18 protein-coding genes are annotated in these 22,502 nt (G+C 58.8%); 4 read left to right on the top strand and 14 right to left on the bottom strand.

Going from position 1 to position 22,502, the window contains the following annotated elements; all coding sequences use genetic code 11:
- Nucleotides 1-17 precede the first annotated feature (17 nt).
- Nucleotides 18-527 carry a hypothetical protein gene (locus tag ACILSL_RS13195; protein WP_395732506.1) on the bottom strand — a complete coding sequence of 170 codons (510 nt, stop codon included), beginning with the start codon at nt 525-527 and terminating at the stop codon, nt 18-20.
- A 29-nt stretch (nt 528-556) separates the two neighbouring features.
- Between ACILSL_RS13195 and ACILSL_RS13190 the strand changes: the two genes are divergently transcribed.
- Nucleotides 557-1,045 (top strand): hypothetical protein, encoded by a 489-nt coding sequence (locus ACILSL_RS13190; protein WP_395732505.1) that lies wholly within the window; start codon nt 557-559, stop codon nt 1,043-1,045.
- Between the two features lie 21 nt (nt 1,046-1,066).
- Here the strand turns inward: ACILSL_RS13190 and ACILSL_RS13185 are convergent, their stop codons facing one another.
- The 4 genes from ACILSL_RS13185 to ACILSL_RS13170 form a co-directional block, all read right to left on the bottom strand.
- Complete coding sequence (locus ACILSL_RS13185; protein WP_395732504.1) at nt 1,067-2,179, bottom strand: hypothetical protein; 1,113 nt, start codon at nt 2,177-2,179, stop codon at nt 1,067-1,069.
- 223 nt (nt 2,180-2,402) lie between these two features.
- On the bottom strand, nt 2,403-3,860 hold the full coding sequence (locus ACILSL_RS13180) for an APC family permease (RefSeq protein WP_395732503.1): 1,458 nt from the start codon (nt 3,858-3,860) through the stop codon (nt 2,403-2,405).
- A gap of 146 nt (nt 3,861-4,006) precedes the next feature.
- Nucleotides 4,007-5,341 (bottom strand): MFS transporter, encoded by a 1,335-nt coding sequence (locus ACILSL_RS13175; protein WP_395732502.1) that lies wholly within the window; start codon nt 5,339-5,341, stop codon nt 4,007-4,009.
- Nucleotides 5,342-5,510: 169 nt separating this feature from the next.
- Nucleotides 5,511-5,735: a hypothetical protein gene (locus ACILSL_RS13170; protein WP_395732501.1), complete on the bottom strand. Its 225-nt coding sequence runs from the start codon at nt 5,733-5,735 to the stop codon at nt 5,511-5,513.
- 116 nt (nt 5,736-5,851) lie between these two features.
- On the opposite strand from ACILSL_RS13170, the gene ACILSL_RS13165 reads away from it, so the two are divergent.
- The 3 genes from ACILSL_RS13165 to ACILSL_RS13155 all read left to right on the top strand — a co-directional run bounded on the left by ACILSL_RS13165 (nt 5,852) and on the right by ACILSL_RS13155 (nt 8,195).
- On the top strand, nt 5,852-6,379 hold the full coding sequence (locus ACILSL_RS13165; RefSeq protein WP_395732500.1) for a hypothetical protein: 528 nt from the start codon (nt 5,852-5,854) through the stop codon (nt 6,377-6,379).
- 2 nt (nt 6,380-6,381) lie between these two features.
- Nucleotides 6,382-7,140 carry a 3-methyl-2-oxobutanoate hydroxymethyltransferase gene (gene panB, locus ACILSL_RS13160; protein ID WP_395732499.1) on the top strand — a complete coding sequence of 253 codons (759 nt, stop codon included), beginning with the start codon at nt 6,382-6,384 and terminating at the stop codon, nt 7,138-7,140.
- 65 nt (nt 7,141-7,205) lie between these two features.
- Entirely contained in the window at nt 7,206-8,195 is a 990-nt protein-coding gene (locus ACILSL_RS13155; protein WP_395732498.1) for a DUF3500 domain-containing protein, read from the top strand.
- A gap of 321 nt (nt 8,196-8,516) precedes the next feature.
- On the opposite strand, the gene ACILSL_RS13150 is transcribed toward ACILSL_RS13155, so the two are convergent.
- The 9 genes from ACILSL_RS13150 to ACILSL_RS13110 form a co-directional block, all read right to left on the bottom strand.
- On the bottom strand, nt 8,517-9,305 hold the full coding sequence (locus ACILSL_RS13150) for a hypothetical protein (protein WP_395732497.1): 789 nt from the start codon (nt 9,303-9,305) through the stop codon (nt 8,517-8,519).
- The gene (locus tag ACILSL_RS13145; RefSeq protein ID WP_395732496.1) at nt 9,302-12,712 is read right to left on the bottom strand and encodes a hypothetical protein; all 3,411 of its coding nucleotides are present in this window, start codon (nt 12,710-12,712) and stop codon (nt 9,302-9,304) included. The genes ACILSL_RS13150 and ACILSL_RS13145 overlap by 4 nt, the downstream gene beginning before the upstream one ends.
- Nucleotides 12,713-12,769: 57 nt before the next feature.
- The gene (locus tag ACILSL_RS13140) at nt 12,770-15,433 is read right to left on the bottom strand and encodes a hypothetical protein (RefSeq protein ID WP_395732495.1); all 2,664 of its coding nucleotides are present in this window, start codon (nt 15,431-15,433) and stop codon (nt 12,770-12,772) included.
- A 365-nt stretch (nt 15,434-15,798) separates the two neighbouring features.
- Entirely contained in the window at nt 15,799-16,353 is a 555-nt protein-coding gene (locus tag ACILSL_RS13135) for a GNAT family N-acyltransferase (RefSeq protein WP_395732494.1), read from the bottom strand.
- Nucleotides 16,354-16,456: 103 nt separating this feature from the next.
- Nucleotides 16,457-17,629 carry a hypothetical protein gene (locus ACILSL_RS13130; RefSeq protein WP_395732493.1) on the bottom strand — a complete coding sequence of 391 codons (1,173 nt, stop codon included), beginning with the start codon at nt 17,627-17,629 and terminating at the stop codon, nt 16,457-16,459.
- Nucleotides 17,626-18,864: a hypothetical protein gene (locus tag ACILSL_RS13125; RefSeq protein ID WP_395732492.1), complete on the bottom strand. Its 1,239-nt coding sequence runs from the start codon at nt 18,862-18,864 to the stop codon at nt 17,626-17,628. Before ACILSL_RS13125 ends, ACILSL_RS13130 begins: the two co-directional genes overlap by 4 nt.
- 13 nt (nt 18,865-18,877) lie before the next feature.
- A complete protein-coding gene (locus ACILSL_RS13120) occupies nt 18,878-19,921 on the bottom strand; it encodes a zinc-binding dehydrogenase (RefSeq protein ID WP_395732491.1) in 1,044 nt (347 codons plus the stop codon).
- Nucleotides 19,922-19,991: 70 nt separating this feature from the next.
- Complete coding sequence (locus tag ACILSL_RS13115; protein WP_395732490.1) at nt 19,992-21,395, bottom strand: hypothetical protein; 1,404 nt, start codon at nt 21,393-21,395, stop codon at nt 19,992-19,994.
- Between the two features lie 163 nt (nt 21,396-21,558).
- Nucleotides 21,559-22,437, bottom strand: a complete 879-nt coding sequence (locus tag ACILSL_RS13110) for a hypothetical protein (protein WP_395732489.1) — start codon at nt 22,435-22,437, stop codon at nt 21,559-21,561.
- Nucleotides 22,438-22,502 lie beyond the last annotated feature (65 nt).

Raw genomic sequence — 22,502 nt, 5'->3', positions numbered from 1 at the left:
CTTCTACTCAGCCGCCATCACCTCTTGGTGGCAACCAATATCCTCTCATGTTCCCCACAATGGTAATACCATTCGTGAATTACGGACACGGAATCGATTACCCATTTATATGCGGTGTGCATGGGCAGTTGGCTACGTTGCTCGGTCCCTTGCCCAAAAAGCCTGATGAGACGTGTTTGCCAATCATCGAAAGCCTTTTGGCGATGATGTTGTGGGCTGCGGTACAACTCCACCTGGCTGAAGCGTCCATTTTGACGTGGATTAAAGTGGAAGTGAACGTCTGCTTCAAGTCCGCCGAACAACACGCATCGGGTTTTTAGATGCCCCGCAGTTATCTGAGTTAAAGAGACATCTTTGAAATGTTTGCGAAAAGCCTCCTCTTGAAGTCCCCAAGCAAGATCGACGGATGGATGTTCCAGGGTGAATGCTTTTTGAATTTTCACGATCAGCTTGTAATAAAGTATGTTTGCATCCGGTAAAGACCCATTGTGCTGCATAAGTCTTCCCAGCCCTTGCGTGCTGACCATTCGTCATTCAGCATTCGTCATTCTTTAACATGTGGCGCGAACTCACCCCCCTCTGGCAGAGCATCTGCGACCCCGAGTACCTGCACCTGCTGCTGGAGCCCCTGCCCCTGTACGGTCTGGGCATCGGCCTGACGTTTCTGATCGTCTCCTTCATGTTTGGCGAGGCGAAATGCCGCATGCTCGCGCTGGCCATCATCTGCGTCTCCTGCGCCAGCGTGTGGCCTTACATTGATCTGCGCGACAAGGCGACGCCGCGCATTCTCGCCACACGCTCGCCCGATTTCGCCTCCCTGATTCAGGAGCAGACCCAGCGGCGCAAAGACTGGGCCTGGCCCTACTATGCGATGTCGCTGTGCAGCTTCGCCGCCCTCGCTGCTTCGCGTTCTCCCAAAAGCCGGCTGCTGGTTTTTGCCGTCGTCATCTTCGGAGCGCTGCTGTTCTGGTTCAGCATCTGGATGCACAAGAAGGAGTGCGAAGTCTATCACCGCAACATCGTACGATTCGTGCCAGTGCGGTGACAGGCTTCATGCGCCACCAATTCACTCCTCAATATACGAATCACCCTCCGTGGGCACCACGAGCTGGTTTTTGACGAGTTCAAAAGACTCCCCCCTGCCAGAAGAGTGAATGTAAAGCCGCTGCTTCCGGCGCTTCAAGTTGTCGAGCACCACGGCGATCTGCTTGAAGTCCACCGGGTCCTGAAAATCAGAGAACCAGTACAGCCCGTCCGCATTGCGCACCTCATCACTCAGCAGCGCCAGCCACGTGTAGCCCACCCCTACGTTGTGAATGAAATAAGTCTGCGGACGGCGCGACAGCTTCAGGAACAGCTCCTTGCTCGGAATGGGGTCCTGGCTTTTGATCTTATACTTCGCCGTCTCCATGAAAGTAGCCCCGCCAAGACGCCAGAATTTTTCAAACTCGACCGCTGAGGTGCGGAAGATCTTCGTGCCCACCAAAGGCTTCGCAGGCGGCTCCAGTCCGCAGCCAAAATAAAGCACCACCACGCTGCCTTTCGCCACCTTGTCCACCTCATTGACCACACGCTCCAAGTGCGGAGTCATTGAGGAAGAAACGTCGAGCACCACCGCCAGCTTTTTGGCTTTGATGGTCAGGCCAAACAGCGGGGCAAACACCATGCCTTTCTGTGTCCCCAGTCCCACTCCGGAACCAATACCTCCGGCTGCACCCGCCAGGCCAAAGCCTCCACTGACCGCCCCACCGCCACCCATGGGTTTGGACGTCAGCGAAAAATCAAGCATGTCCGGAAGGTCTGTCAGCACCATCACATTCTTGAGGCTGTTGGCCACCGCCAGTTTGCGATTGGGCATCGCCTGTTTCAGCCATGGGTTTTTCTTCTGCTGAATCTTGTGTTGCAGCGCATCTTCCGCCTGTCCCCCCTGAACGGAACCGCCTCCAGGAATGAAATCCAACTGCCTGTCGGTGACATGCCGCACCACGATCAGTGCTCCAGCGCTCAGGATCAGCACATGAACAACGATGCTTAAAGCCAGCGAGCGCCCACCCCACTTGTCCCATCGCACCCGCCAGGTGTCTGCTGGTGGAGCATGCACATCCGGCAGGACACTGCGCTGAATTTTCGGCAGTGCCTTCACAGGAGGCAGTGAAGGAGCCTTGGCCCTCTCCGGCATTTTCGCCGAAACACCCCGGGAGCTCTCTGAAAGTGGCACCCTCTGCGTTGCCGGCTTCCTCCCAATTCCTTCATCATCTGCCTTGGGGCGATGTTTGAAGTCATCAGGAGTGGGGGCCATGACAGTGAACCAGTAAACCCTGCCAAGCTTCCCGAGTTTTCAGCCAACTGCGAGACCGCATTGTAAAATCTGCCCTCTAGGCAAACAGCCTAACCCGTCGGATTCACGGCTCCTTTCGCAGCCTGCTGTGCTTGATTCCATAGAAGAAGTAGATCACCAATCCGATGGCCATCCACACAAAAAGCCGGATCCAAGTATCGGCAGGCAGAGAGCAGGCCTGAAGAGCGCATATCCCTGCCCCTAGCAGTGGCACCACAGGCACCCATGGTGTGCGGTAAGGCCGCGGCATGTCAGGCTTGGTTTTGCGCAGCACAATGATGCCGATGCACACCACGCTGAACGCCATCAGCGTGCCGATGGACACAAGTTCTCCCAGCAAATTCAGCGGCAGAAAACCCGCCAGCAGAGAGCAGGCGAACCCCGTGGCGATGGTCGTGATGTGCGGCGTGCCGTACTTGGGGTGCACCTTGGCAAACATCGGCGGCAGCAGTCCATCCTTGGCCATGCTGAAAAACACACGCGGCTGGCCCATGAGCAGCACCAGAATCACCGAACTCAGACCTGCGAGCACCGCAATCTCCACCGCCATGCGCAGCCATTTCAAGCTGTCGCCCGCCACCTTCTCCAGCGCATAAACAACCGGGGCGTCCACATGCAGCTCCTTGTAGCTCACCATGCCGCAAAGCACGATGGACACCGCGACAAACAGCACCGCGCAGATCGCCAGCGAGCCGATCATCCCCCAGAACATGTCCTTCTGCGGATTCTTCGTCTCCTGGGCCGCTGTCGAGACCGCATCAAACCCGATGTAGGCAAAGAAGATCACCGCAGAGCCTTTGAGAACCCCGCTCCAGCCGAATTCGCCAAACTCTCCGGTGTTTTCAGGAATGAACGGCGTCAGGTTCGCCGAGTTGATGTAGCCCCAGCCAAGACCGATGATCATCAGAATGATCACCACCTTGATCGCGACCATCACATTGTTAAAGCTGGCGGACTCCTTGATGCCCACCACCAGCAATGCCGTGATGATCCAGATCAAAAGAATCGCGGGAATATTCACATAGTTGGCCGTGTGCGTGATGTGCCCGTCGATGTAATCCAGCGGCGCACGGCACCACTGCTCAGGCAGCTCCACGTTGAAGAAATCCTTCATGAAAGGCGTGAAGTGCTTGGACCAGCCCACCCCAACCGTGGCGGCGGCGAAGAGATATTCGAGAATCAAATCCCAGCCAATGAGCCACGCCACCAGTTCTCCCAGCGTCGCATACGAATAAGTGTAGGCGCTGCCAGCGATGGGGATGGCCGCCGCATATTCCGCATAGCACAGTCCGGCGAACAAGCAGCCAAGCCCAGAGAGGACATAGGACAAGGCCACGGCAGGTCCGGCAAAGTCCGCCGCCGCATGTCCGGTCAGCACAAAGATACCCGTTCCGATCACCGCCCCGATGCCGAGTGAAACAAGCGCCCAGCGCGAAAGCACACGCTTCAGACCATGGGATTCATCTTGGGACTCAGCGATGAGTTGAGCCGTGGATTTGGTGCTGAAGAGGCCTTTTTTCATAAATGCGGAAAAGCGGCGCGAGTATGTGAAGAGGCGCAGCATGCCGCAATCATTAAAAGTGCCGGGACCCGGACCACATCGCGCCCAGTCTCATTCAAGCCGTCGCCGTCCGGGCCATCACGGACTTCACGGCAGCTTTGATCACATCACTTGGGCACCTCTTTTTTCCCCAGCCCAAAGCTGAAGATGATCGTCGCCGCCACCAGCATGGAGCAGCACAGATAGTACAACCCGCCCACAAACGAACCGGTCATTTTCTCCACCGTGCCCAGCACATTCGGCCCCAGGAAGCCACCGAGATTCCCAATCGAATTGATCAGGCCGATGCTGCCTGCGGCGGCAGACTCGGTGAGAAACATGCTCGGCAGTGCCCAGAAGGCCGGCATGTAGCTCTTGAATCCGGCAAACGCCGTCATCAGGCAGACCATCGTCAGCACCAGATTCCCCTGCGTGTGTGGCATGAGGCCCAGCGCGGTGCTGCCCATGACGATGGGCAGCACCGCGTGCCAGCGGCGCTCCTTGAAATGATCCGAACTCCAGCCCATGAAAAGCTGCCCGCACATCGCCACCGCAGGCGGCAGCATGATGAGCCATGTGAGCTGGTTCATGTCCATGGCGTACCACGATTTCAAAATGCTGGGCATGAAAAACTCGATGCCATAGCTGCCGGTGACGGTGCAAAAGTAGACCAGCGCGAGCAGCAGCACCTTGGGATGGCGCAGGGCTTCGAGCACGGTCATGCGCTTGCCTTTGCGAGTCTCCATACGTTCGCGCTCCAGTTCGGCTTCGAGCGCCGTGCTTTCTTCCTCCGTGAGCCATTTCGCCTGCTTGGGCCGGTCCACCAGCCAGAAAAACACGAAGACACCCAGCACCACCGCTGGCAGCGCCCAGAAGACATACACCCACTGCCAGCCCACCATGCCCAGCACCGGCGGATGCGCCGCGTCCGCACCGATCTGCAGCAGTGCATTCGAGATCTTCGGACTCACAATCTGCGCCATCGGTGTCGCCACGAGAAACGTGGCCAGCGCACGTGCCCGGTCACGGCTGGGAAACCAATGCGTGAGATAAACGACCACGCCCGGAAAAAAGCCCGCCTCCGCCAGCCCAAGCAAAAAGCGCACCGTGTAAAACTGCCACGGCGTCGTCACCGCCGCCGTCAGTCCCGCCATCACACCCCAGGTGATCATGATCCGGCAGATCCACTTGCGCGCGCTCCAGCGCTCCACCATCAGCGTGCCCGGAATCTCCAGCAGGAAGTACCCCAGGAAGAAAATCCCCGCGCCAAAGCCGATCACCGCATTGTCAAAGCCGGGCAGATCCCGCGTCATCGTCAGCTTCGCCACGGCCACATTCTGCCGGTCCACATAGGCGATCATGTAGCTGACAAACAGCAGCGGCAGCAGATGCCAGTAAGCTTTGCGGCGTGCACGGTCGAGTGCCGTCGTGTGTGGGGTGGAGTCCGGGAGGCTGGAAGGCATGAGAGGAATGTTCAGTGTATCCGTGGGGCAATCCACCGCTCAAGCACGGAATGAGGAATCATACCCTCCCGTGATCGAAAGCGGCAGTGGGCATCCACACATCCAGCGCATGATACTTGAGTGCCCTCTGGCTCACCGCCAGAAAGTTTGCCTCACTCCACTTGCTCGCTCAGGACTTCGGCTTCACCTGATACTTGCCCGGTGTCTTGTCGAATTTCTCCTTGCACTCCGCCGTCGCGAAAATGACGCGCTTGCCATCCTTCGTCGTGCTGCGGAAAATCAGACGCGCATCCTTGTGGCACACCGGACATTCCGTGTTCACGGGTGGATCAGCGGCGATGCTGTTCAGCGTCAAAGAGGCCGTGAAGGCGAGGAGAGTCAGCAGTGTTTTCATGGTGGTCAGGTTGGTTGAAAGCAGACTGGATGCTATTCAATGATAAGACCGATGATCTGTCACGCATGATTTTCAGCGTGACATCACCTGCCCCGCCTGCCCTAGTGCGGTCCCCCATGGAATCCCCCCCGCCCTCCCAGTCCACCACCCTCTTTCAGGTCATTGGCGGCTTGTACATCCTTTTTGGCAGCTTCACCCTCGTCAGCATGGTTCAGAATTCCAGCGTGTGCTTTGCCCCTCTCGAAGGCCAGACGGGGCTCATGGCGGACATGATGCGAGGAAATCCAGCCTATGCTTCCTACATGCGGATGCTCTTTTTCCCCGGCCTTCTTTACGCCTTGGTGCAGTTCGGCTCCGGTGTCGGCCTCCTTCGCCTCAGTGCACTTGCTCGCAAAGCCGCTCTCGCCTGCGCCCTGTATGGCATCGTGGCGGCGCTCTTCACCGCCTGGCTCACCCTCACCTACACCCTGCCCTTCACCCTTGCTTACACCCTGCAGCAGGTGAAAAATCCCGCCATGCTTGAGACCACGCGAAACGTCACCCTCGCCTCCGGGTACATCGGCATCGCGCTCGGTTTGCTGTATCCGCTGGCCGCCTTCATCCTGCTCAAACGAAACAAGATCCCCCGCTACGTCATCGCCTAGTCATGCTGACCTCCCTTTCCCAGCTCCCCCAGCGCAAAGCCAGCGGCCCCAAGCTCGCCGTCCTCACCGCCTACGACTACCCCACCGCACGCATGCTCGATGACGCGGGCGTGGATCTCCTCCTCGTCGGCGACTCCCTCGGCATGGTCGTGCTCGGCATGCCTGACACCACCGGCGTCACCATGGACATGATGGCACACCACACCACCGCCGTCTGCCGTGGCGTCACGCGTGCGCCTGTCATCGCCGATCTTCCCTATGCCAGCTACCTTACGCCGGAAATGGCCGTGGCGAATGCGAAGCGCCTCATGGACTGCGGGGCAGCCTGCGTGAAGCTCGAAGGTGGCGTCAGCATGCTCCCGCAGATTCGCGCCATCATCGACACGGGCATTCCCTTCGTCGGCCACATTGGCATGCTGCCGCAAAGTGTGAAGGTGGAGGGCGGCTACAAAAAGAAGGGCAAGACCGCCGAATCCATCGACCACCTCCTAGCCGACGCCCAGGCCATCGATCAAGCCGGAGCCGCCGCCATGGTGCTGGAAAGCATCGTCCCCGCCGTGGCCACGCAGATCACCCGTCTGGTCAAATCCAGCACCATCGGCATCGGCGCTGGCCCAGACACAGACGGCCAGGTCCTCGTCACCCCGGATCTCCTCGGCAGCTACCCCTGGTTCCGCCCCCCCTTCGCCAAAGCCCGCGCTGACATCGCAGCCGAGACCCTCCGCGCCGTCCACGAATACATCGCCGACGTGCAGGCCTGAGACCCCTGTCCTGAGCCCCACAATTCCCGCTGGTCTTTTTCAGCCCTTTCTGAAAAGATGCCCGCATGAATACCATCCTCGCCGCCTTCGACCGGAAAAATCTCAGCCGCCGCGAGATCCTCCGCACCCTCGGTGCCACCGCCGCGTTCACCGCCTTCCCCTCGCTCCGGGCCGCCACCCCGCCCGCAGCCGCCAAAGACTCCCTCCCCACCCAGTTCTACAAAAGCCTCACCGAAGAGCAGCGTGCGAAGATCGTGCTGCCGCGCGACCACCCGCAGCGCGGCTACGTCAGCAACTGGTGGTACATCTGCCCCGAGCAGCGCCTCCACACCTTCTACACCCCAGACCAGCAGGATCTCGTCCGGCAGATCTTTGAGTCCCTTCATCATCCGGATCATCGCGAAAAAATGAACTGGCAGGTGCAGAAGGACCTCATGGGGAAGATCAAAAACACACCCTCCGTCGGCTTCTTTGGCACCCCCGCCGATCCCGACTTCGAGTTCATCTACACCGGCCACCACGTCACCCGCCGCTGCCACGCCCACACCGATCAGGGACTCGGCTTCGGCGGCCGCCCCATCTTCTACGGCAACTTCGCCAAAGCCTTCAACGAAACCAAAGACCACGAAGGCAACCCCTTCTGGTATCAGGGTCTGGTATTCAACGAATTCGTCCAGGCCCTCGATGGCAAACAGCAGGAAAAAATCCTCGTCGGCCGCGAGCCCCGCCCCGAAAGCCCCGCCAAAGTCATCGAAAAACGCAAGACCGACCTCCCCGGCCTCAGCGCCGCAGATCTCAGCAAAGACCAGCAGGCCAAGCTCCTCGAAACCATGCGCCGCATGCTCGTCTGCTTCCGCCCCGACGACGTCGCCGCCACCCTCAAGACCATCCAGGACAAAAACCTCCTCCCCAGCCTCTTCATCTCCTGCTACGGCGGCAAATACGACATCGGCGCCGACAAAGTCTGGGACACCTGGCAGATCGAAAGCCCCGACTTCGTCTGGTACTTCCGCGGCCATCCCCATATTCATGGGTACTTCCATCTGCCTGTTTAACAGGTTGTGACAGTCTCGGAGCGCCACAGCTGTCAGTCAGCTTCTTTTTGCAGCCAAACAATCTCTGCATCTAGGCACGACTTTGCCGACTGTAGAAAGAAGGGATAGAGATAGCTCATTCAGCACTCAAGCATGCACTCGCCCGCATCGTCGCACGAAAACAACATTTTCCAAAAAACGACCTTTCCCGGCAATTTTAGGACGTCCTCAAAATCCACGCAACCCCACCTTAACCGAGTGCCATTCAGGCCTGGCATCATTTTTTTACAAAACATCGAAGCGGGGCTGTGCTCGCATCTTCCTTTCACCGTTTTAGGCTGATCACTTGCGCTTCTTCACCAACAACCACATCAGGACGGTTGCCGCAATGATCAATAAAATGATGATGTTCTGCGGCATTGATGAAGCTGGTTCTTCGTGCGATAATGATGCCTGCGATACGGTTGCCTTAGACTCTACTTTCTTCGCTCCTGGCATCACAACAATAGCGGGCATGGTTGAAACAGGCTTTTCAGCCGCACCCTTGCCCTGTGGCTGTTTTGGCATTTCGCCTTTCAAGATCGCAATCAATCGCTCGCCTCGCTGTCGTTGCTCGGGAGTGAGATTGGTTTTCAACAAAGTCGCAAGATTTTCTTCCGGAGCATGATTGTCGGATTGATAGCGAAGCAAGACGAAGCCCACAACGGATTCGGGCAGTTTGCCATCAAGCGTGCGTTGGATGATCTGAGGCATCAAATCAGGGTGTAACGATGCCTCTGCTGCTACTGGGTAGTTTTTGCTCCAGTTGCTCTCAAAATCTGTGACACCGAGCGGCATGTAGATTGCGAGAGCTGGGAACGCAGCCACTTTCTGTTCCAACGTTTCTGCTCTTTGAATTATGAGCCTAGCACTTGCGGAACGGAGGCCAGGTGAAGCACCCTCATCATTAACAATGGCCTGCAGTTCCTCCAATGACTTGGCTTGAACTGCGGATGTCGCTTCAGCCATCAGTTCGTCGCCTCCCAGTAGCATTTTTCGACGAGCTTCGCTCAGAGACTGCTGACACAATGACTGTTGCACCATGGACAACAGCGCCAACCAGATCAGAATATATGATTTTATATTTTTCATGGGTGAGTACCAAGAGGCACATGGCCTCCTTGAAGTTCGTTGGAGCCACCTAGCGAAAGGCTCCACACGCCGTTAGTTTTTGTGATATCGCCACGCATTCGCCAGTTTTGGAAGTTTGCACAGCGGGAGCCTTCAAGTACGCCGTTTAGGTTCTTGAAAGCCTTACCATCAAACCTCACTCGTATGAACTCACGGAAGTTTGCCCTTTTCACAACCCTGATAGCAGGGACCGGGTAGAACTGATTCCTAGGATTGTCTATGGAGTATATGTGATCGTTTTTTGGCGTGTTATCTTCATCATCATTATTTCCATCGTCTGTAGGCTCATCAGGCACGGTCGGGAAGACAGTCGGCCTGTTTGGGAAAGGTGGTGCGAGTGCGTCAAACCAGCCATTTGTGTCCAATATCCAGAGGAAATCCTCCCGCTGCCGAGATACATCAAACTTGATGTCTGGTTCTTTTCCGATGCCTGCTGGCTTAACTTTGAATTCAAAGCCAATCGAGTATGAGAACTGGGCTTTGCCTGGGCTGGCGTTGAAGATACCGAATTTCGAGTCGTGCAGAGCTTGGAAAGTCAAAAAGGCTGTGCCATCATCAAGATCCTGAGGAACCTGATTTCCGGTAGTAATGATTCCATTAGCACCAGGATCAACCCAAATGGCCGTTGCCTTCACCTTGTCGAGTCCATCCAGCAAATTACCCTGTGCATCCTGATAGCCTTGCCAAATCTCGATGTCACGCACAGCACTGCTTGCGGCGGTGGCTTCGATCCAAAGAGTCTTGCCGAGGCCGCCCGCTGGAATGTTAAAAAACACTGCACCCTCCGCATCGAGCACAATCGGCGTCACCTTCTCCTTGGTCTCCCAGAACTTTATTTGATCCTTCCCGCTCTTCACGGTCAGCTTCACTTTTCCGGGCATGCCCGAGTATCCGGCCGTCCAGAGTTGCATCAGGTCCTTCTCACCAGCCACCTCGTTGTCGTCTTTGTCCAATGTGTTATTTGCTCCGCCATCACCGTCGGTGTCGTTGAGGTTTGCAACGGTAAACGCGCCGACGGTGTATTTGTTGTTTTCGGACACTGGTGCAGCTGCATCCTGGCCGTTCCAAATCTTTATGTCAATGGACACGAGACGAATCCACACTCGCTCCTCCGCCTTGGTGGCCAGCGGAGGCTCGAAGGCGACAGACTCATTGCCATTCTTCTTGATGAACACCTCAGGAATGCCAGACGTCAGGGTGATTTTGCGCGCTCCCTTATCGTCGTATTGAAATGTGAGCACACCTGTGTACTTGGGTGGGCCGGAGGTGTCTGCCCCGACATCCTCCGCTTGATACACCAGCGCCAGATAGCGGCGTGCTCCCGGGGGAACCACGGGTTTCTTGGAAGGTGGCGGTGGTGGCAGCGCCTCAAACTCCAGCCGCGTGTAATTGGCCCAGGAATGTGGTTCAAGCTTATCATGCCAGCCCACCCACGCCGCAGGACTCAGCCCACTGGGAGGCAGATACTCAAGTGAGGAAGCATCTGCGGGATAGCTGGACTGCGAGTTGGACTTCCTTTTGACCCTGATCCGGTAGCCATCCGTGCTGACTGCGGCGATGCTGGCGGCGCTCATCGCTGTGCTGCGGGGTGGCGTCGGCACGCGAGTCGGGTTGCTGGATGCCCCACCGCTACCGCCAACCGTGCTGCCGCTCCCTCCGATGCTGCCATAGGCTGCCGGGATCTCCACGATGCTGACGGTGAAGTTCTGTGACGCTGATGCGCCAGCGATGCCTGCGCTGATACTGGCGGTGCCCTCCGGCTCGGCCGCCGCGGACTCATAGGTCACCGCCGCGATACCGTTGGACGAAGTCGTCTGGCTCAGGCTGCTGCCTGGTGTGCCGAGGGTGCTGCTGGCAGGTTTCAGGCGGCCGCCTCCCTCATTGAGCTGAAAGGCCACGGTGACTCCCGCCACGGGCAGTCCGCCCTGAGTCACCTTTACAGCTAGCGCCGGTGTGGTTTGTCCGGTGTAGATGGCCTGATAGCTCGAATCCACGACCTGCAGCACCAGTGGCGGTGTGCTTGACTGCTGCACAGGATCTCCGCCCTGCCAAAGCTCCATAGCATCATTAAAGCCGTCGCCATCGCTGTCTGCCAGCTGTGGGTTGGTGCCATGCTCATACTCCTGCCAGTTGGGCAGTTGATCCCCGTCCGGGTCGCTATTGCCGTCCTGCCCGTTGCGCAATTTGAGAGAGTAGCGATATTCCCAGAGGTCTGGCAGGTTGTCGTTGTCGCGGTCAAAATCAGCCACGCCATTGCCATCCAGATCCACGGGCTCCCAGTTTGGGTCATGGGCTAGGGGCGGACTCTCGATGAGCCACACGCCCGGGTTCCACGGCTGCCAGGCCCAGGTGGCCACATCAGCGCGGAAGGAGGTCAGCCCGGCGGGCACGCCATCAATAAGGGTTTCAAGCAGCCAGTACAGGTAGTAACTGCCGACCTCGCGGTCGATCCAGTCCGCATCGATGACTTCCCACAGCGCCCGAACGGCATCCGAGTTCGGCATCAATGTCGTGCTGGCAGCCAGACTCCAAGCCAGCACCTCAGCATCACCCAAGCCATCAGCCCGGCCACTGGTCGTGACAGCGGCAAGATGGAGCCCTAGCAGCAGCTCTTCATAATTCATGACTCCATCGCCATCGGAGTCCTCCACCGCATCGGCAAAGCGCAGCTTGCTCAGCACACCAGGGTGGGCGTCTTCGATGCTGTCGAGCATGCGGTCTCCGTCGATGTCGAGGGGGGCAAACAGCGGCCTGCCCATGAGGTACTCTTGCAGGTTGGGGATGCCATCGCCATCGAAATCATCCGTGCTGGAGCCTGCAGGCTTCACCGGCAGCGCCTGCCACTGGGCCAGTGCGGCTGCTAATGTTGCGGTGGGGATCTGGGTGGTCGTACCAGGGCTGCTGAACTTCAGCTCAAAGGCAAACACATGCTTCAACTGGCCGAGATTCACTGCTTGGTAGTCATCCCTTGCGGCGGAACTGCCCGCCCAGGGATAGGGCTGCCCGATGCGGTCATAAAAAAGAGATGCCACCACTTTGAGCTGGCCTTGATTCACGGCCAGGTAGTCGTCCCGAGTCACGCCAAAGGCTGCAGGGCTGCTCCAGCTGGCGACAAGCGCATTGATGGTCGTGCCTGCACCACCGGGAAACTCCGCCTCCAGAGCGGCGGCGGCCTTGGTGGCCATGTATTTGAGCTGCCCGACATTGGCCAAAGCAAAGTCGTCCGGGAACGCGTCGGGATCGGCTACGCTCTGCGTGCCCCACCATGCCGGACCGGGAGCCACGGCGGTGGCGGATTGCAGCATCAGAGTGACGAGCAGGAAGAAGGCGGTGATTTCACGAAAGAGCGGCAGGCGCAGGGCGGTCATCGTTTCGAAAGGCGGGAATCAGGAGTTCAGGTGTCATGCTTGAGTCGGCCTGCCTGCTCAGGGCGGGTCGCCTTCCTGATAGATGCCCATGGGGATGTCGCCGCTCTGTGGCACCCGCACCGGACCTCTGAATGAACTTGTGCCTGCCGGGTCCAGCACGATGGCGGGGGTGGCGTAGTCACCTCCTTGGAAGAGCTTCAGACGGTGGTCCGAATCGAGCCACATGACCTTGCGAAGAGAGTCTGAATCCACACCTTCAGCCTTCCACCAGGCCCACTGCGCCATCGGGCGGCTCAGAATGCTGTGCAGGCTGGCCGTGGTCGAGTCGTCGGCAAAATTGAACAGCGCACCCGCCCGGCTCGCATCCCCGTTCAGGATGCCAAAGGAGAGGTTGTTGCCCACGATGTCGAGATCGGCGGCGATGGTTTGCAGCTTGTAATTATCCTCATGCGGCACCACCGCCTGCTGCCCTTGATCCGTACCGGAGAGCACCAGGGTGCCATCACGCAGCAGCACACTGCGGCGTTCACTGTTCAAGCTGCCCTGAGTGGCGGTCTGGCTGCCTTGATTGTAAATGGGGTCCATCAGTGTCACCAAACGCTCACCGCTGGCATCGGCGGCTCCCAGCGCCATCTGCTGGCCAGTGTAAAAGCCTTGGTAGGTGGCTGTGTCATTGGATGTATCATATCCAGAAAGCCGCCACGGCTGCCCCCGAACCATGAAAGTTTCCGGCAGCCCCCCCTCCGGCTGCGTAAGCCCCCAAAGCGCAAAGTTGGCATTGGGGTCCACTCCATACATCGGCACTGGAAAGCCGCTGCTCAGAGAGGCGGTCTGGAACAGATGCGTCTGCCCACTATAGCTGCCCGTGCTGCTGGTGGCCGTGCTATAATCGGTATAAGTAACCGTGTAAGGCGTCGTGCTGCTGCCATCCGTGCGCAGCTTCACCAGCCAGTCGCTTTGATCTGAAGCCGTCGCGCTGCCGTAATAGGCGGCGGTAGCAGCAGGGCTCGTATCATCCGCCGCCATGCCAATATAGACGAGATTGTGCAGATTCCCCCTCACCGCCGGTGGCATGCCCGTGGGCGCGGCCTCCCAGGAAAGATGTAGTGAACCATCCGCATTGGCCGGAATCACCGGCACCAAGGCTCCTGCGATGGGCTGGCCAGACTCATCCAATGCCTGCACCAGAAAGACTCCCACGGGATCGTGATCGCATGCACCGCTGAAAGCCACGCTGGCGTCCGCTCCCGCCAGCGTCCAACTGCTGCTGCCGCTCAAGGTAAGACTGTGGCCTGCGGCGGAGGCGTAGCTGGTCGGCGTGGTCGCATTTTGCAGATACAGCTCCCCGCGCACCCAGAAGGCGGGCGGGCCATAGGTGGAGGGCTGGGAGTACGGCTTTGTCACCGGAATTCCATAGGCCATGGTAAAAACGCCGCTGCTGTAGCTACCAGTGTAGTAGCCACCGTCCAAGGAGAGCTTTACAGTTCCGTGGTAGGGATCAGGGGTGGCTCCTGAGATGGTCAGGGTCCCAGAACTGGGATTCAGATAGACATCTGTCCGATTGCCCAGGCTGTCTTGAAAGCCGCCAGAGAAGGCAAAATTGTTGTAATTGACGAGTAACACCGTGGCGGAGCCGGTGAACAGCGGCGCGCTGTGATTGGGGCTGGCATTCTGCAGTGAATGACCGGTGAGGCTGAAGGTGCCGTCGCGCCCCAGAATCCCCGTGCCCCCTCCCGTGCTGGTGATGGTCACCACCGCATTGCCCCCATCAGTGAAATAGTCATTCGCCAAAGCGCTGACCGTCAACGCAACACCTGCTCCGCTGTAGGAGTCCGTGACCAGCCCCGCTGTCGTGATCGTGCCCGACTGCCAGTTCAGCAGCTTGCCATCGAGCCACAACTGCGACTTGGCAAAAGTCGGAGCCGAGCGTACGTGCCAGGTGATGCCCGTCAGGCTGCTGTTGGGCACAGCGGTGACGTAATTGGAACGGATACTTCCCAGATGGGGATCCCATATCTGGAGATAGTAGCTGGAGGAGTTGCTGGCTATGACCTCCAGGATTCCGCCATCCAGACTGGTGTATTTATCGGTCCAGCCGCCATCCTGACCATCATAATAGTGATTCGTATAACTGGAGGACTCAGGTGAGTTGTAAAGCGTGCCAAAGACAGTGAACTCTGTCTGACCACTGAAGGGCGTCTTGCCCCCGGAAAAAACGGAATGCGTCTCGGTGCCTTCGCCTGCCTGATCAATCCACCAAGTCTGGAGGTTCCCGTCCAAGCCGCTGTAGTCATCAAAGCCCGACGTGAGCAACTCCCCGTAGGTCAGGTCCACGGTGTAGTTGTCCTGCCTGTTGCGGTGGGTGTAGGTCACACCATTGATCTGCCAGGAACCATCGCCGGTGAAAGTCGTCTGGCTGTCGCCATACACACCTGCGCTCAGGTGCCCGTCCACCGTGCCGGTGGAACTGCTGCCACTCACCGTGGCCAGATTGGGGAAGCCGATCATTCCGGTCACCGTGACCGTCTGGCTGGTGGTGTTCGTGTACGTATCAATGTGCCAGGTGGCATCCTCGGTGGCGCTGGTCCAGGTGTAGGTCTCACTCTGAATCGTCAGAGTCGTCCCTGGATTGTCGGCAAACATGGGCGCGGTGGTGCTGGCATGGATGGCAGCGGGCAGGAGAAACAAGAACAATGGCAAGGAACGCAGGAGAGAATTCATGGGCACGAGGAGCAGATCAGGTATCATCACCAAGTCGCATCTCACGACTGCCTGATTTCCTAATCTTTTGCCGCATCTTTCCTGTGACAATTTTGTTAAATTGTCGACGATTCACTTAATCAGTATTTAGGCAGGTATCATTGGCATTTTTTCGGAGGGCGTTTTGTTGCCCGCGGATCTCGTCATCCAAGGTAGCCGCAGGTTTTGGATGCTGGCGATTGCCCCCAGCAGTTCGGCCTGCCGCTGAGTTGGTTCCTCTCTGGCGTGGCGCTGCGGCATCACGCGTATTTTGTGCCAGCCTTGCGCCATGGTACGATAAGACCTCAGTGCCAGCACTGCCGGTGCCATAACCGCACTCGGCAATTTTACCAAACCAGCACTTCTTCCTCGATCTGAGGTTCGGCCAAGACGGCTGGGGTGGGTTTGACGAAATCGTAGATGATCGGGATGCTCAGCAGACCGGTTTTGCGGTCATCGAACCAGTCGGAGTAGAAGGGCTTGCCGAAGACACGAAAGCCCATGGCCTGGTATAGGGGCAGCAGGCGGTTGCCGGATTTGGTGACGACATGCGCGGCCTTCTGCTTCCGGGCATAATCCTGCATGGCCGAGGCAAGCTTCATCATCGGCATGCCACTGAAGCTTTTCCGGGCACAGCCGCGTGAGACTTCCATGATGAGCCCATCCTGGGGGAACACCAGGTCCTGCGCATCAGATTCACTTTGTAGTTCCAGTTTCGGCACTTCATCACTGCGCAAAATGCGGATGACTCCGGTGATGTCTCCGGCGGCACTGAAGAGGGCAAAATGATGGGCCAATTCATCAAATTCATCGATCTCATGCAGCAGGCCTGTCGTGTAAACTTCACGCCGGATCTGCGCGATGATGGATCGATGTTCGTGAAAAGGAATCTCCTGGACCATGGCTTGATAAGCTGCCCACTCTCTATGCTCAAGAGGGTGCCTGAAGCAAAATTAAATGCGTCTGAATAAAGGTTAAATTTGGGTTGGCTGGGGAGGGGCGGGTTTAACCGAGATCTTGGATGCCAGCGGCCCCGGCCTTATCCGCTGCCGCCAGTTCGATCAAACGCACCTCCGACGGGCACTCAAAGCCGGGCGGTGCCTTGTCCGGCAGCAGGATGCGGAAACGGTATAGCTCTTTCAATTTCAATGCCTCGTACTGCTTTCGCAGGTTTTCGGCACTGAGGGGCAGATGACTCGGAAATGCCCAAAGTGCAGAATAGCCGGCCTGCTCGTGGTGAATGAGACCTGCGCTGCTCAAAAACTCCACCACGGGCCCAGCCAGCCGGTTCCACCGCAGCAGCAGGACATGGTTGGCGGTGATGTGTCCATCATCCTGATTGAAGCCGTCCATCCACTTGCCCTTGTAGCGCGTCAGGCCATCCTGCAAAAAAGCCCTGCTGCTGCCGAGAAGGATGCGGGTGCAGCCCAGCTGCCGGGCATGGTCCAGTGAATGAACGTAAAGGGCTGCCAGCGCACCTTGACGCAGGAGGTCCTGCCTCCCATCGCGCACCCCTGTCACCACCAGATTGTAGTTCCTGCCCTGCTTCATCACCAGGTCTGCGGCCACCCTTTCGCCATTCAGTGTCAGCCACTGGATGGCGCCGAAGCGAAAGGCCAGCCGCAGCATCCAGCGGGGTGTCAGGCGTGCGTTCGTCGTGTGCCTGCCCAAAATGTACGGCTTGAAAAAGTGATCGTAAAACAAATCAAAATCATCGGCTGTCTTGGAAAGCTGGCTCGCAAAGTCGTGTTTTTTAACGCGCCGGACATCGGAGGCCACACTGCTGCGCTGACGGAAGTATCCCGTCAGATTCTCGGGGACTGACTGCCAGGTGGAGATCAAGGGCGGCATCGCCAGATAGCCCTTCCCCAAAAACAGCCGGGCTGAAATGCGGTCGATCCCCACAAGGGTCAGGTCCGCAGCGGCCTTCCGCTCATCTAAATGTCGCCGCAGGGACCACACTGGCACCATGGTGGTATTTTCCACCACCGGCTCTCCGGCGAAGAAATAGGGGCCGACCTGCGCGGCCCAGCGTGGCAGGCCTGCTGCGAGCAGGCGGACTTCCTGACCAGACACACGCGAGGCGCCGCAAAGCTCCTGCACGGAGACACGCCAGCTGGTGAATGGCAGGCGCAGCCCCACCCACCAGCGCAGCAACGCATGTAGAAAGGCAATCATGAGGACAGGGAGTGGCTTTGGCGTGGTAACTTCACAGCGGGCAGGATGGTTTCACGGGGCAAATCAGGCGCTGCAAGTTCGCAAAGCTTCAACTGTTCCGGCCCTCCCTCATGCACCGCAGTCAGGGGGATGAGCCTCACATTGGCTGGGCAGACGAATCCCGCAGGGGGCTCTCCTGGCAGCAGGATGGCAAACCGGCGAAGGCCGGCAGTATCGAGCCTGTCATAGTGCTGCTGCAGAGTCTCTGCCGTCAGGGGATGGTCATGGGGAAAGACCCAGAGGGCCGAGTAGCCGTCGTGATCATGATGAATGAGGGAGGTCTGGCTCAGAAACTCAGCCACCGGACCCGCCAGGCGATTCCAGTCCAGCAGCGTGACGCAGTTGGAGGAGAGGAATCCCTCATGGGTGCGGAGACCTGTGGCCCATTTGCTTTTGTAGCGAAAGACTCCGTCATGCAGCGAAGGCATGCTGCCACCCATGTTGAGCTCGGTGCAGCCAAGCTGTCTGGCGACCTGCATCGCGTGGACATAGAGCGCACTCAGCCCCCCCTCTTTGAGCAGATCCGCCCGTCCATCCAGCACGCCGTTGACACGCTTGGTCAGCACCTTGCCTTTGATGGTGAGAATCCCGCCGGCCAGCTTCTCTCCCTTGCGGGTCACCCACTGGATCATTCCCTGGAGAAACACATACCGTAGCATCCAGCGGGGAGACACCTTCGTCATGTCACCATGCCGTGTCGTGACATGAGGGCGGTGAAACTTGTCACAAAAGAGCTCAAAGTCCTTCATCTCCCGGCTGAGGCAGCACTCAAAGTTTTTCGTGCGGATGCGGCGAAGGTCAGTCTGGGCGTTGCGGTGCGTGCGCCCAAATTCTCGCAGATCCTCCGGCACATTCATCCAACTGGTGATCCACCGCGGCAGCGCGAGGTACGTCGCGTTTAGAAACAGGCGGGCGGATGTGCGGTCGATCTCAACGTCCACCAGGTCTGCGGCGCTGCGCCATTCATTCAGCAGACGCTGCAGCCGCCAGACTGGCACCCGTGTGCGGCGCACCACGATGGGCTTCTGCGCAAAGAAGTGTCCGGTGATGAAGGAGGATGGGGGGCCGGCGCTGAGCAGCACCACTTCACGGCCAGAAGCCCGCGCAGGCCCGCGCAGCAGCGCCACCGGCACACGCCAGCGGACGAACGGCAGAACGATTCGCATGCACCAGCGCAGCAAGGTTTGCAGCTTCATGTGAAGAGCCGCCTCATGCGTATTCCAGCAGCGCCTTGATGACCTTGCGCTCGGCCACGGCCTTGAATGCGGCGGTGATCTCATCCAGCGGGAAGCGGTGTGTGATGAAATCCGCCGAGCTGAGCCTGCCCTCCCGAATCCACTGGCAGAGAGCGGCCTGGGACTCCTTCTCATAGCGGCGCGTGGGCCACTGATGGACGAAGAGGTTGAAGTTGAAGTCGGCCTTCGCTTTGTCGATGTGCAGCACGCCATGCGTAAGCACGCCGTAGATGCAGTGGGAGCCGCCTCGGCGCAGCAGCGGCAGCCCCTGCTGCACGATGTCTGGATGCCCCACGGCGTCGATGACGGCATCGAGCTTTTTGCCGCGAATTTTAGAAAGCTCCCCGATCTCCAGGTCGCCCGGCGCAAAGGCTGCATCCGCACCCAAAGCCAGCGCCTTGGCCTGCTTGTCCGCATGCCGGTCCACGATGCCGATCCAGCCGAGGCCAAACAAGCGGCCGAGCTTCACAAAGCTGAGGCCCACAGGCCCTGCGCCATAAATCAGCACATCATCCCCAGGCTGGAGATGGAAATCGCGAAAGGCCCCCAGCACCTCGCGCCAGGTGCACAGCAGCACGGCTTCTTCAGGCGGGATGTCGGCATCCACACGTGTCTGAATTTCAAACACCTCCACCCAGCCATGGGCCTCATCGGCCACGCCGTCTGCCACCATGGCGTCATGGTCATTCGCCAGCGTGAACTCCCCAAAGCCACCCCAGCCGGAATCAACGCCCTCCTTTTGCAGATCGAAAACAAGCCCGCCAACCGCACGATCTCCCACCTTGAAATTTTTCACCTTGTCTCCCACCGCGACCACAATGCCCACACTCTCATGGCCGAGGGCAAAGGGGAACTTGTCCTCCATGCCGGGAAACTTGCCGGCCAGCAGTTCGGAATCCGTGCGATTGCACAGGCAGGCGCATTCCGTGCGCACCAGCGCCTGATACGGTCCGGGCTTAGGCTGCGGCGTGTCGAGGATGGTGAGTTCTCCCGGGGCGATGGCGATGACGGACTTCATGAGGCACTGAGAGTAAAAAGGGATGAAGACGTGAAAAGTGGAATCCCCGAGTCAGGCCCTTTTCACTTCTTCAAGCCGTCTCATCCGGCAGCGGCACGTTTTGCTCCACCTTGCCAGTACGCGAGTCCGGGCTGAGCTGCGCGACCCTGCGTGCCGAACATTTCACACTCGTGCAGCCGCCGTCATCCAGGCTGCGGCGCATCAGGGCTTCTAGTTGCTGCTGCAGCGCCGGGACATCGACACCCGGCTGCGGGACAAACAGAAACTCCACGGCATCCGGCCCCGTCTGGCGAAATTGGTAGATGGCCACATCGTGCTGCTCATCCATGAAGAACAGAAAGTTGGTGCCGATGAACACGCGCCGCTCCGGAGTCTTGAACACATAGCACATGGTGCTGCGGCCAATGATCTGCTCGATGCGCTTGAACGGCCAATGGGCGTCCACCGGGCCGAGTTTGACACGGTCATGGACGCGGTAGCGCAGCAGCGGCAGCGCCTTGTTGATGAGCGGCGTCACCAGCGCGTGGTCGGAGAGAACGCCATCGGGCACCGGCTGGTCGGCAGCGTCCACCGCCTCAAACACCAGCATGTCATCATGGCAGTGCAGGTGCTCCATGCCCCGCCACTGCCGGGCGATGCCGAGCGTCTCGCCGCAGCCATACATGTTGAAAGGCTCGATGCCGAAAGCCCTGCGGCAGAGGTCGCGGATGCCGGGCGTCACGGCATCTCCTCCGGCCCAGATGTAGCCCTTGTCCTTGGGCATGCGGAGATTCAGTTCGCCATTGAGCTGGGCCTGCGCCAGGCGGCCAAACAAGGAGGCATAGCCCATCATCGCGTCCGGTTGAATGCGCTGCACCTCGGCCAGGATTTCATTCCACGGCGCGGTGATGTTGATGCTGTGGTAGGTGCAAAACAGGGAGCCAACCCAGGGCCGCGTCGCATAGAGGGCCGCAGACACGGAAGGAGCCGTGGCCGTGACAAAGGCCAGGACCTTGAGACGCCGGCGAAACAACGGCAGCGGCGGCTGGCTGGCGCTGTGCGGAGAGGTGGAATTGCGCAGGTTCTGGCAGGCATGGCCCCAGTCCACGGAAGCGATGTCATGCGGAACCGCAAAGCCCGGGCCGGTGGTGCCGGAAGTGGTGCTGACCATCCAGCGGCCATGCAGCAGCGTTCCCCAGTTTTTTGGATTCTGAAGAAACTTCTCCAACTCGGCGAGCCGCAAGCGCTTGTCTGGGACGATCTCATCCCAGTTCTCCACCATCAGCTCCTTCGTCATGGGCGGGATGTCCGTGATCTGGCAGCGCTCCACATCGATGCCCGCGAGGTGCCTCCGGTAGAAGGGGCTCACCTCCAGCGCATAGCGCGCCATGGCACGCCAGCGGCGCTCCTGCAGCTTCAGCAGGTCCGCACGGCTCATGAAGTGGGCTTCCTTCACGGCCCGGCGTGCGCGGAGAATGTTGAACAATCGACTCATGGGCTTTTCCTGTCATGGCGTGTGAGGAGAGTCAAGGTAAGGCACATCGTGAATGCAGGAACACGAGGACGACAGGACACCCCGGTCGGCTCCGGCCTACGACAGCCCTTCTTTTCACGCCGGTAGATCACACTCAAGACCCCGGGGCCTCCATGAAAGGTCTTCACTCCACCGCGATCATGCTACGTCGTGGGACCTCGCGCCACTGGCCGTCATTGATGGACCACTCCAGCGGGCCAAACACCCATTCGTTTGCAGCGATGGAGTCGCCCAGCCGCAGGCGCAGTTTGTCTGATCCCGGCTGGGGTGTGACGACAACATAGCTGTGGCGGTTGCTGCCTTCCGTTTGGAATTCGCACAGCTTCCCGTCCACTGTGAATTTCAGGCGCTCGCTGCCGCTGGCCTTGGCGGAGCGGAGCTTCACACTGCGCACTTTTCCGGTCAGCAGCAGGACACCTTCCAAGGTGACGGCGGTTTGCTTGGATGGCAGGGTGATGGATTTGTTGTCCCACACGGAGCGCTTGCCCCCTAAAGTTAGAAGAAGGCCGTTTTCGATCTTGCCGGTAATCTTTCCATCGGCCACTTCGCTTTCCAAGGTCTTGCGCACAGCGTCGATGGCGTTTGCCTCCGGGAGGTCTCCCGCCTTGGTGGTCTCCCGAAGCGCCGGCTCCAGATCGCGGAAGTACTGGCCCTTGGCTGCCACGAGGGCGTCTCGGTACATGTTTCGTGCGGTGATGAGGTTTTGCCGTTTGAAATCGACCGTGATGGCAGCGCCAGTGGCCGCCTGTTTTTTTGCTTCATTGATCTGGTTGGCCTCTTCCAGCGCGCCTGCCTTCACCGCATAAGTCAGGGTGCGATCCAGTTCATCCACCAAACGCTTTGAGGCGGCAGCGGTACTCTGCTGGTAGCGGATCTGGGCTCTGGCGGCGGTGGGAGATTTGAACGCAGGCTCTTCTGCGCTGGTAGTGTGGCCCATGAATAGAGTCAGGATGGACAAGGCCCAGAAAACTGACAGTGACTGAAGGGCGAGGGGTGATTTCATGGTGATGTCCAAGCTTGATGTTTAGGACTCCATCCTAGTGCCATGGGGTAAGCCAAAGCAAATCG

The organism is Prosthecobacter sp. (genome assembly GCF_044222345.1).
GTDB lineage: Bacteria > Verrucomicrobiota > Verrucomicrobiia > Verrucomicrobiales > Verrucomicrobiaceae > Prosthecobacter.
This window is presented reverse-complemented; position numbering and strand designations above follow the sequence as displayed.

Bases quoted from the DNA above. Each gene is read 5' to 3' on its own strand.
- ACILSL_RS13195 (WP_395732506.1), bottom strand. From the start codon at position 527: ATGGTCAGCACGCAAGGGCTGGGAAGACTTATGCAGCACAATGGGTCT.
- ACILSL_RS13190 (WP_395732505.1), top strand. From the start codon at position 557: ATGTGGCGCGAACTCACCCCCCTCTGGCAGAGCATCTGCGACCCCGAG.
- ACILSL_RS13185 (WP_395732504.1), bottom strand. From the start codon at position 2,179: ATGCCGGAGAGGGCCAAGGCTCCTTCACTGCCTCCTGTGAAGGCACTG.
- ACILSL_RS13180 (WP_395732503.1), bottom strand. From the start codon at position 3,860: ATGAAAAAAGGCCTCTTCAGCACCAAATCCACGGCTCAACTCATCGCT.
- ACILSL_RS13175 (WP_395732502.1), bottom strand. From the start codon at position 5,341: ATGCCTTCCAGCCTCCCGGACTCCACCCCACACACGACGGCACTCGAC.
- ACILSL_RS13170 (WP_395732501.1), bottom strand. From the start codon at position 5,735: ATGAAAACACTGCTGACTCTCCTCGCCTTCACGGCCTCTTTGACGCTG.
- ACILSL_RS13165 (WP_395732500.1), top strand. From the start codon at position 5,852: ATGGAATCCCCCCCGCCCTCCCAGTCCACCACCCTCTTTCAGGTCATT.
- panB (WP_395732499.1), top strand. From the start codon at position 6,382: ATGCTGACCTCCCTTTCCCAGCTCCCCCAGCGCAAAGCCAGCGGCCCC.
- ACILSL_RS13155 (WP_395732498.1), top strand. From the start codon at position 7,206: ATGAATACCATCCTCGCCGCCTTCGACCGGAAAAATCTCAGCCGCCGC.
- ACILSL_RS13150 (WP_395732497.1), bottom strand. From the start codon at position 9,305: ATGAAAAATATAAAATCATATATTCTGATCTGGTTGGCGCTGTTGTCC.
- ACILSL_RS13145 (WP_395732496.1), bottom strand. From the start codon at position 12,712: ATGACCGCCCTGCGCCTGCCGCTCTTTCGTGAAATCACCGCCTTCTTC.
- ACILSL_RS13140 (WP_395732495.1), bottom strand. From the start codon at position 15,433: ATGAATTCTCTCCTGCGTTCCTTGCCATTGTTCTTGTTTCTCCTGCCC.
- ACILSL_RS13135 (WP_395732494.1), bottom strand. From the start codon at position 16,353: ATGGTCCAGGAGATTCCTTTTCACGAACATCGATCCATCATCGCGCAG.
- ACILSL_RS13130 (WP_395732493.1), bottom strand. From the start codon at position 17,629: ATGATTGCCTTTCTACATGCGTTGCTGCGCTGGTGGGTGGGGCTGCGC.
- ACILSL_RS13125 (WP_395732492.1), bottom strand. From the start codon at position 18,864: ATGAAGCTGCAAACCTTGCTGCGCTGGTGCATGCGAATCGTTCTGCCG.
- ACILSL_RS13120 (WP_395732491.1), bottom strand. From the start codon at position 19,921: ATGAAGTCCGTCATCGCCATCGCCCCGGGAGAACTCACCATCCTCGAC.
- ACILSL_RS13115 (WP_395732490.1), bottom strand. From the start codon at position 21,395: ATGAGTCGATTGTTCAACATTCTCCGCGCACGCCGGGCCGTGAAGGAA.
- ACILSL_RS13110 (WP_395732489.1), bottom strand. From the start codon at position 22,437: ATGAAATCACCCCTCGCCCTTCAGTCACTGTCAGTTTTCTGGGCCTTG.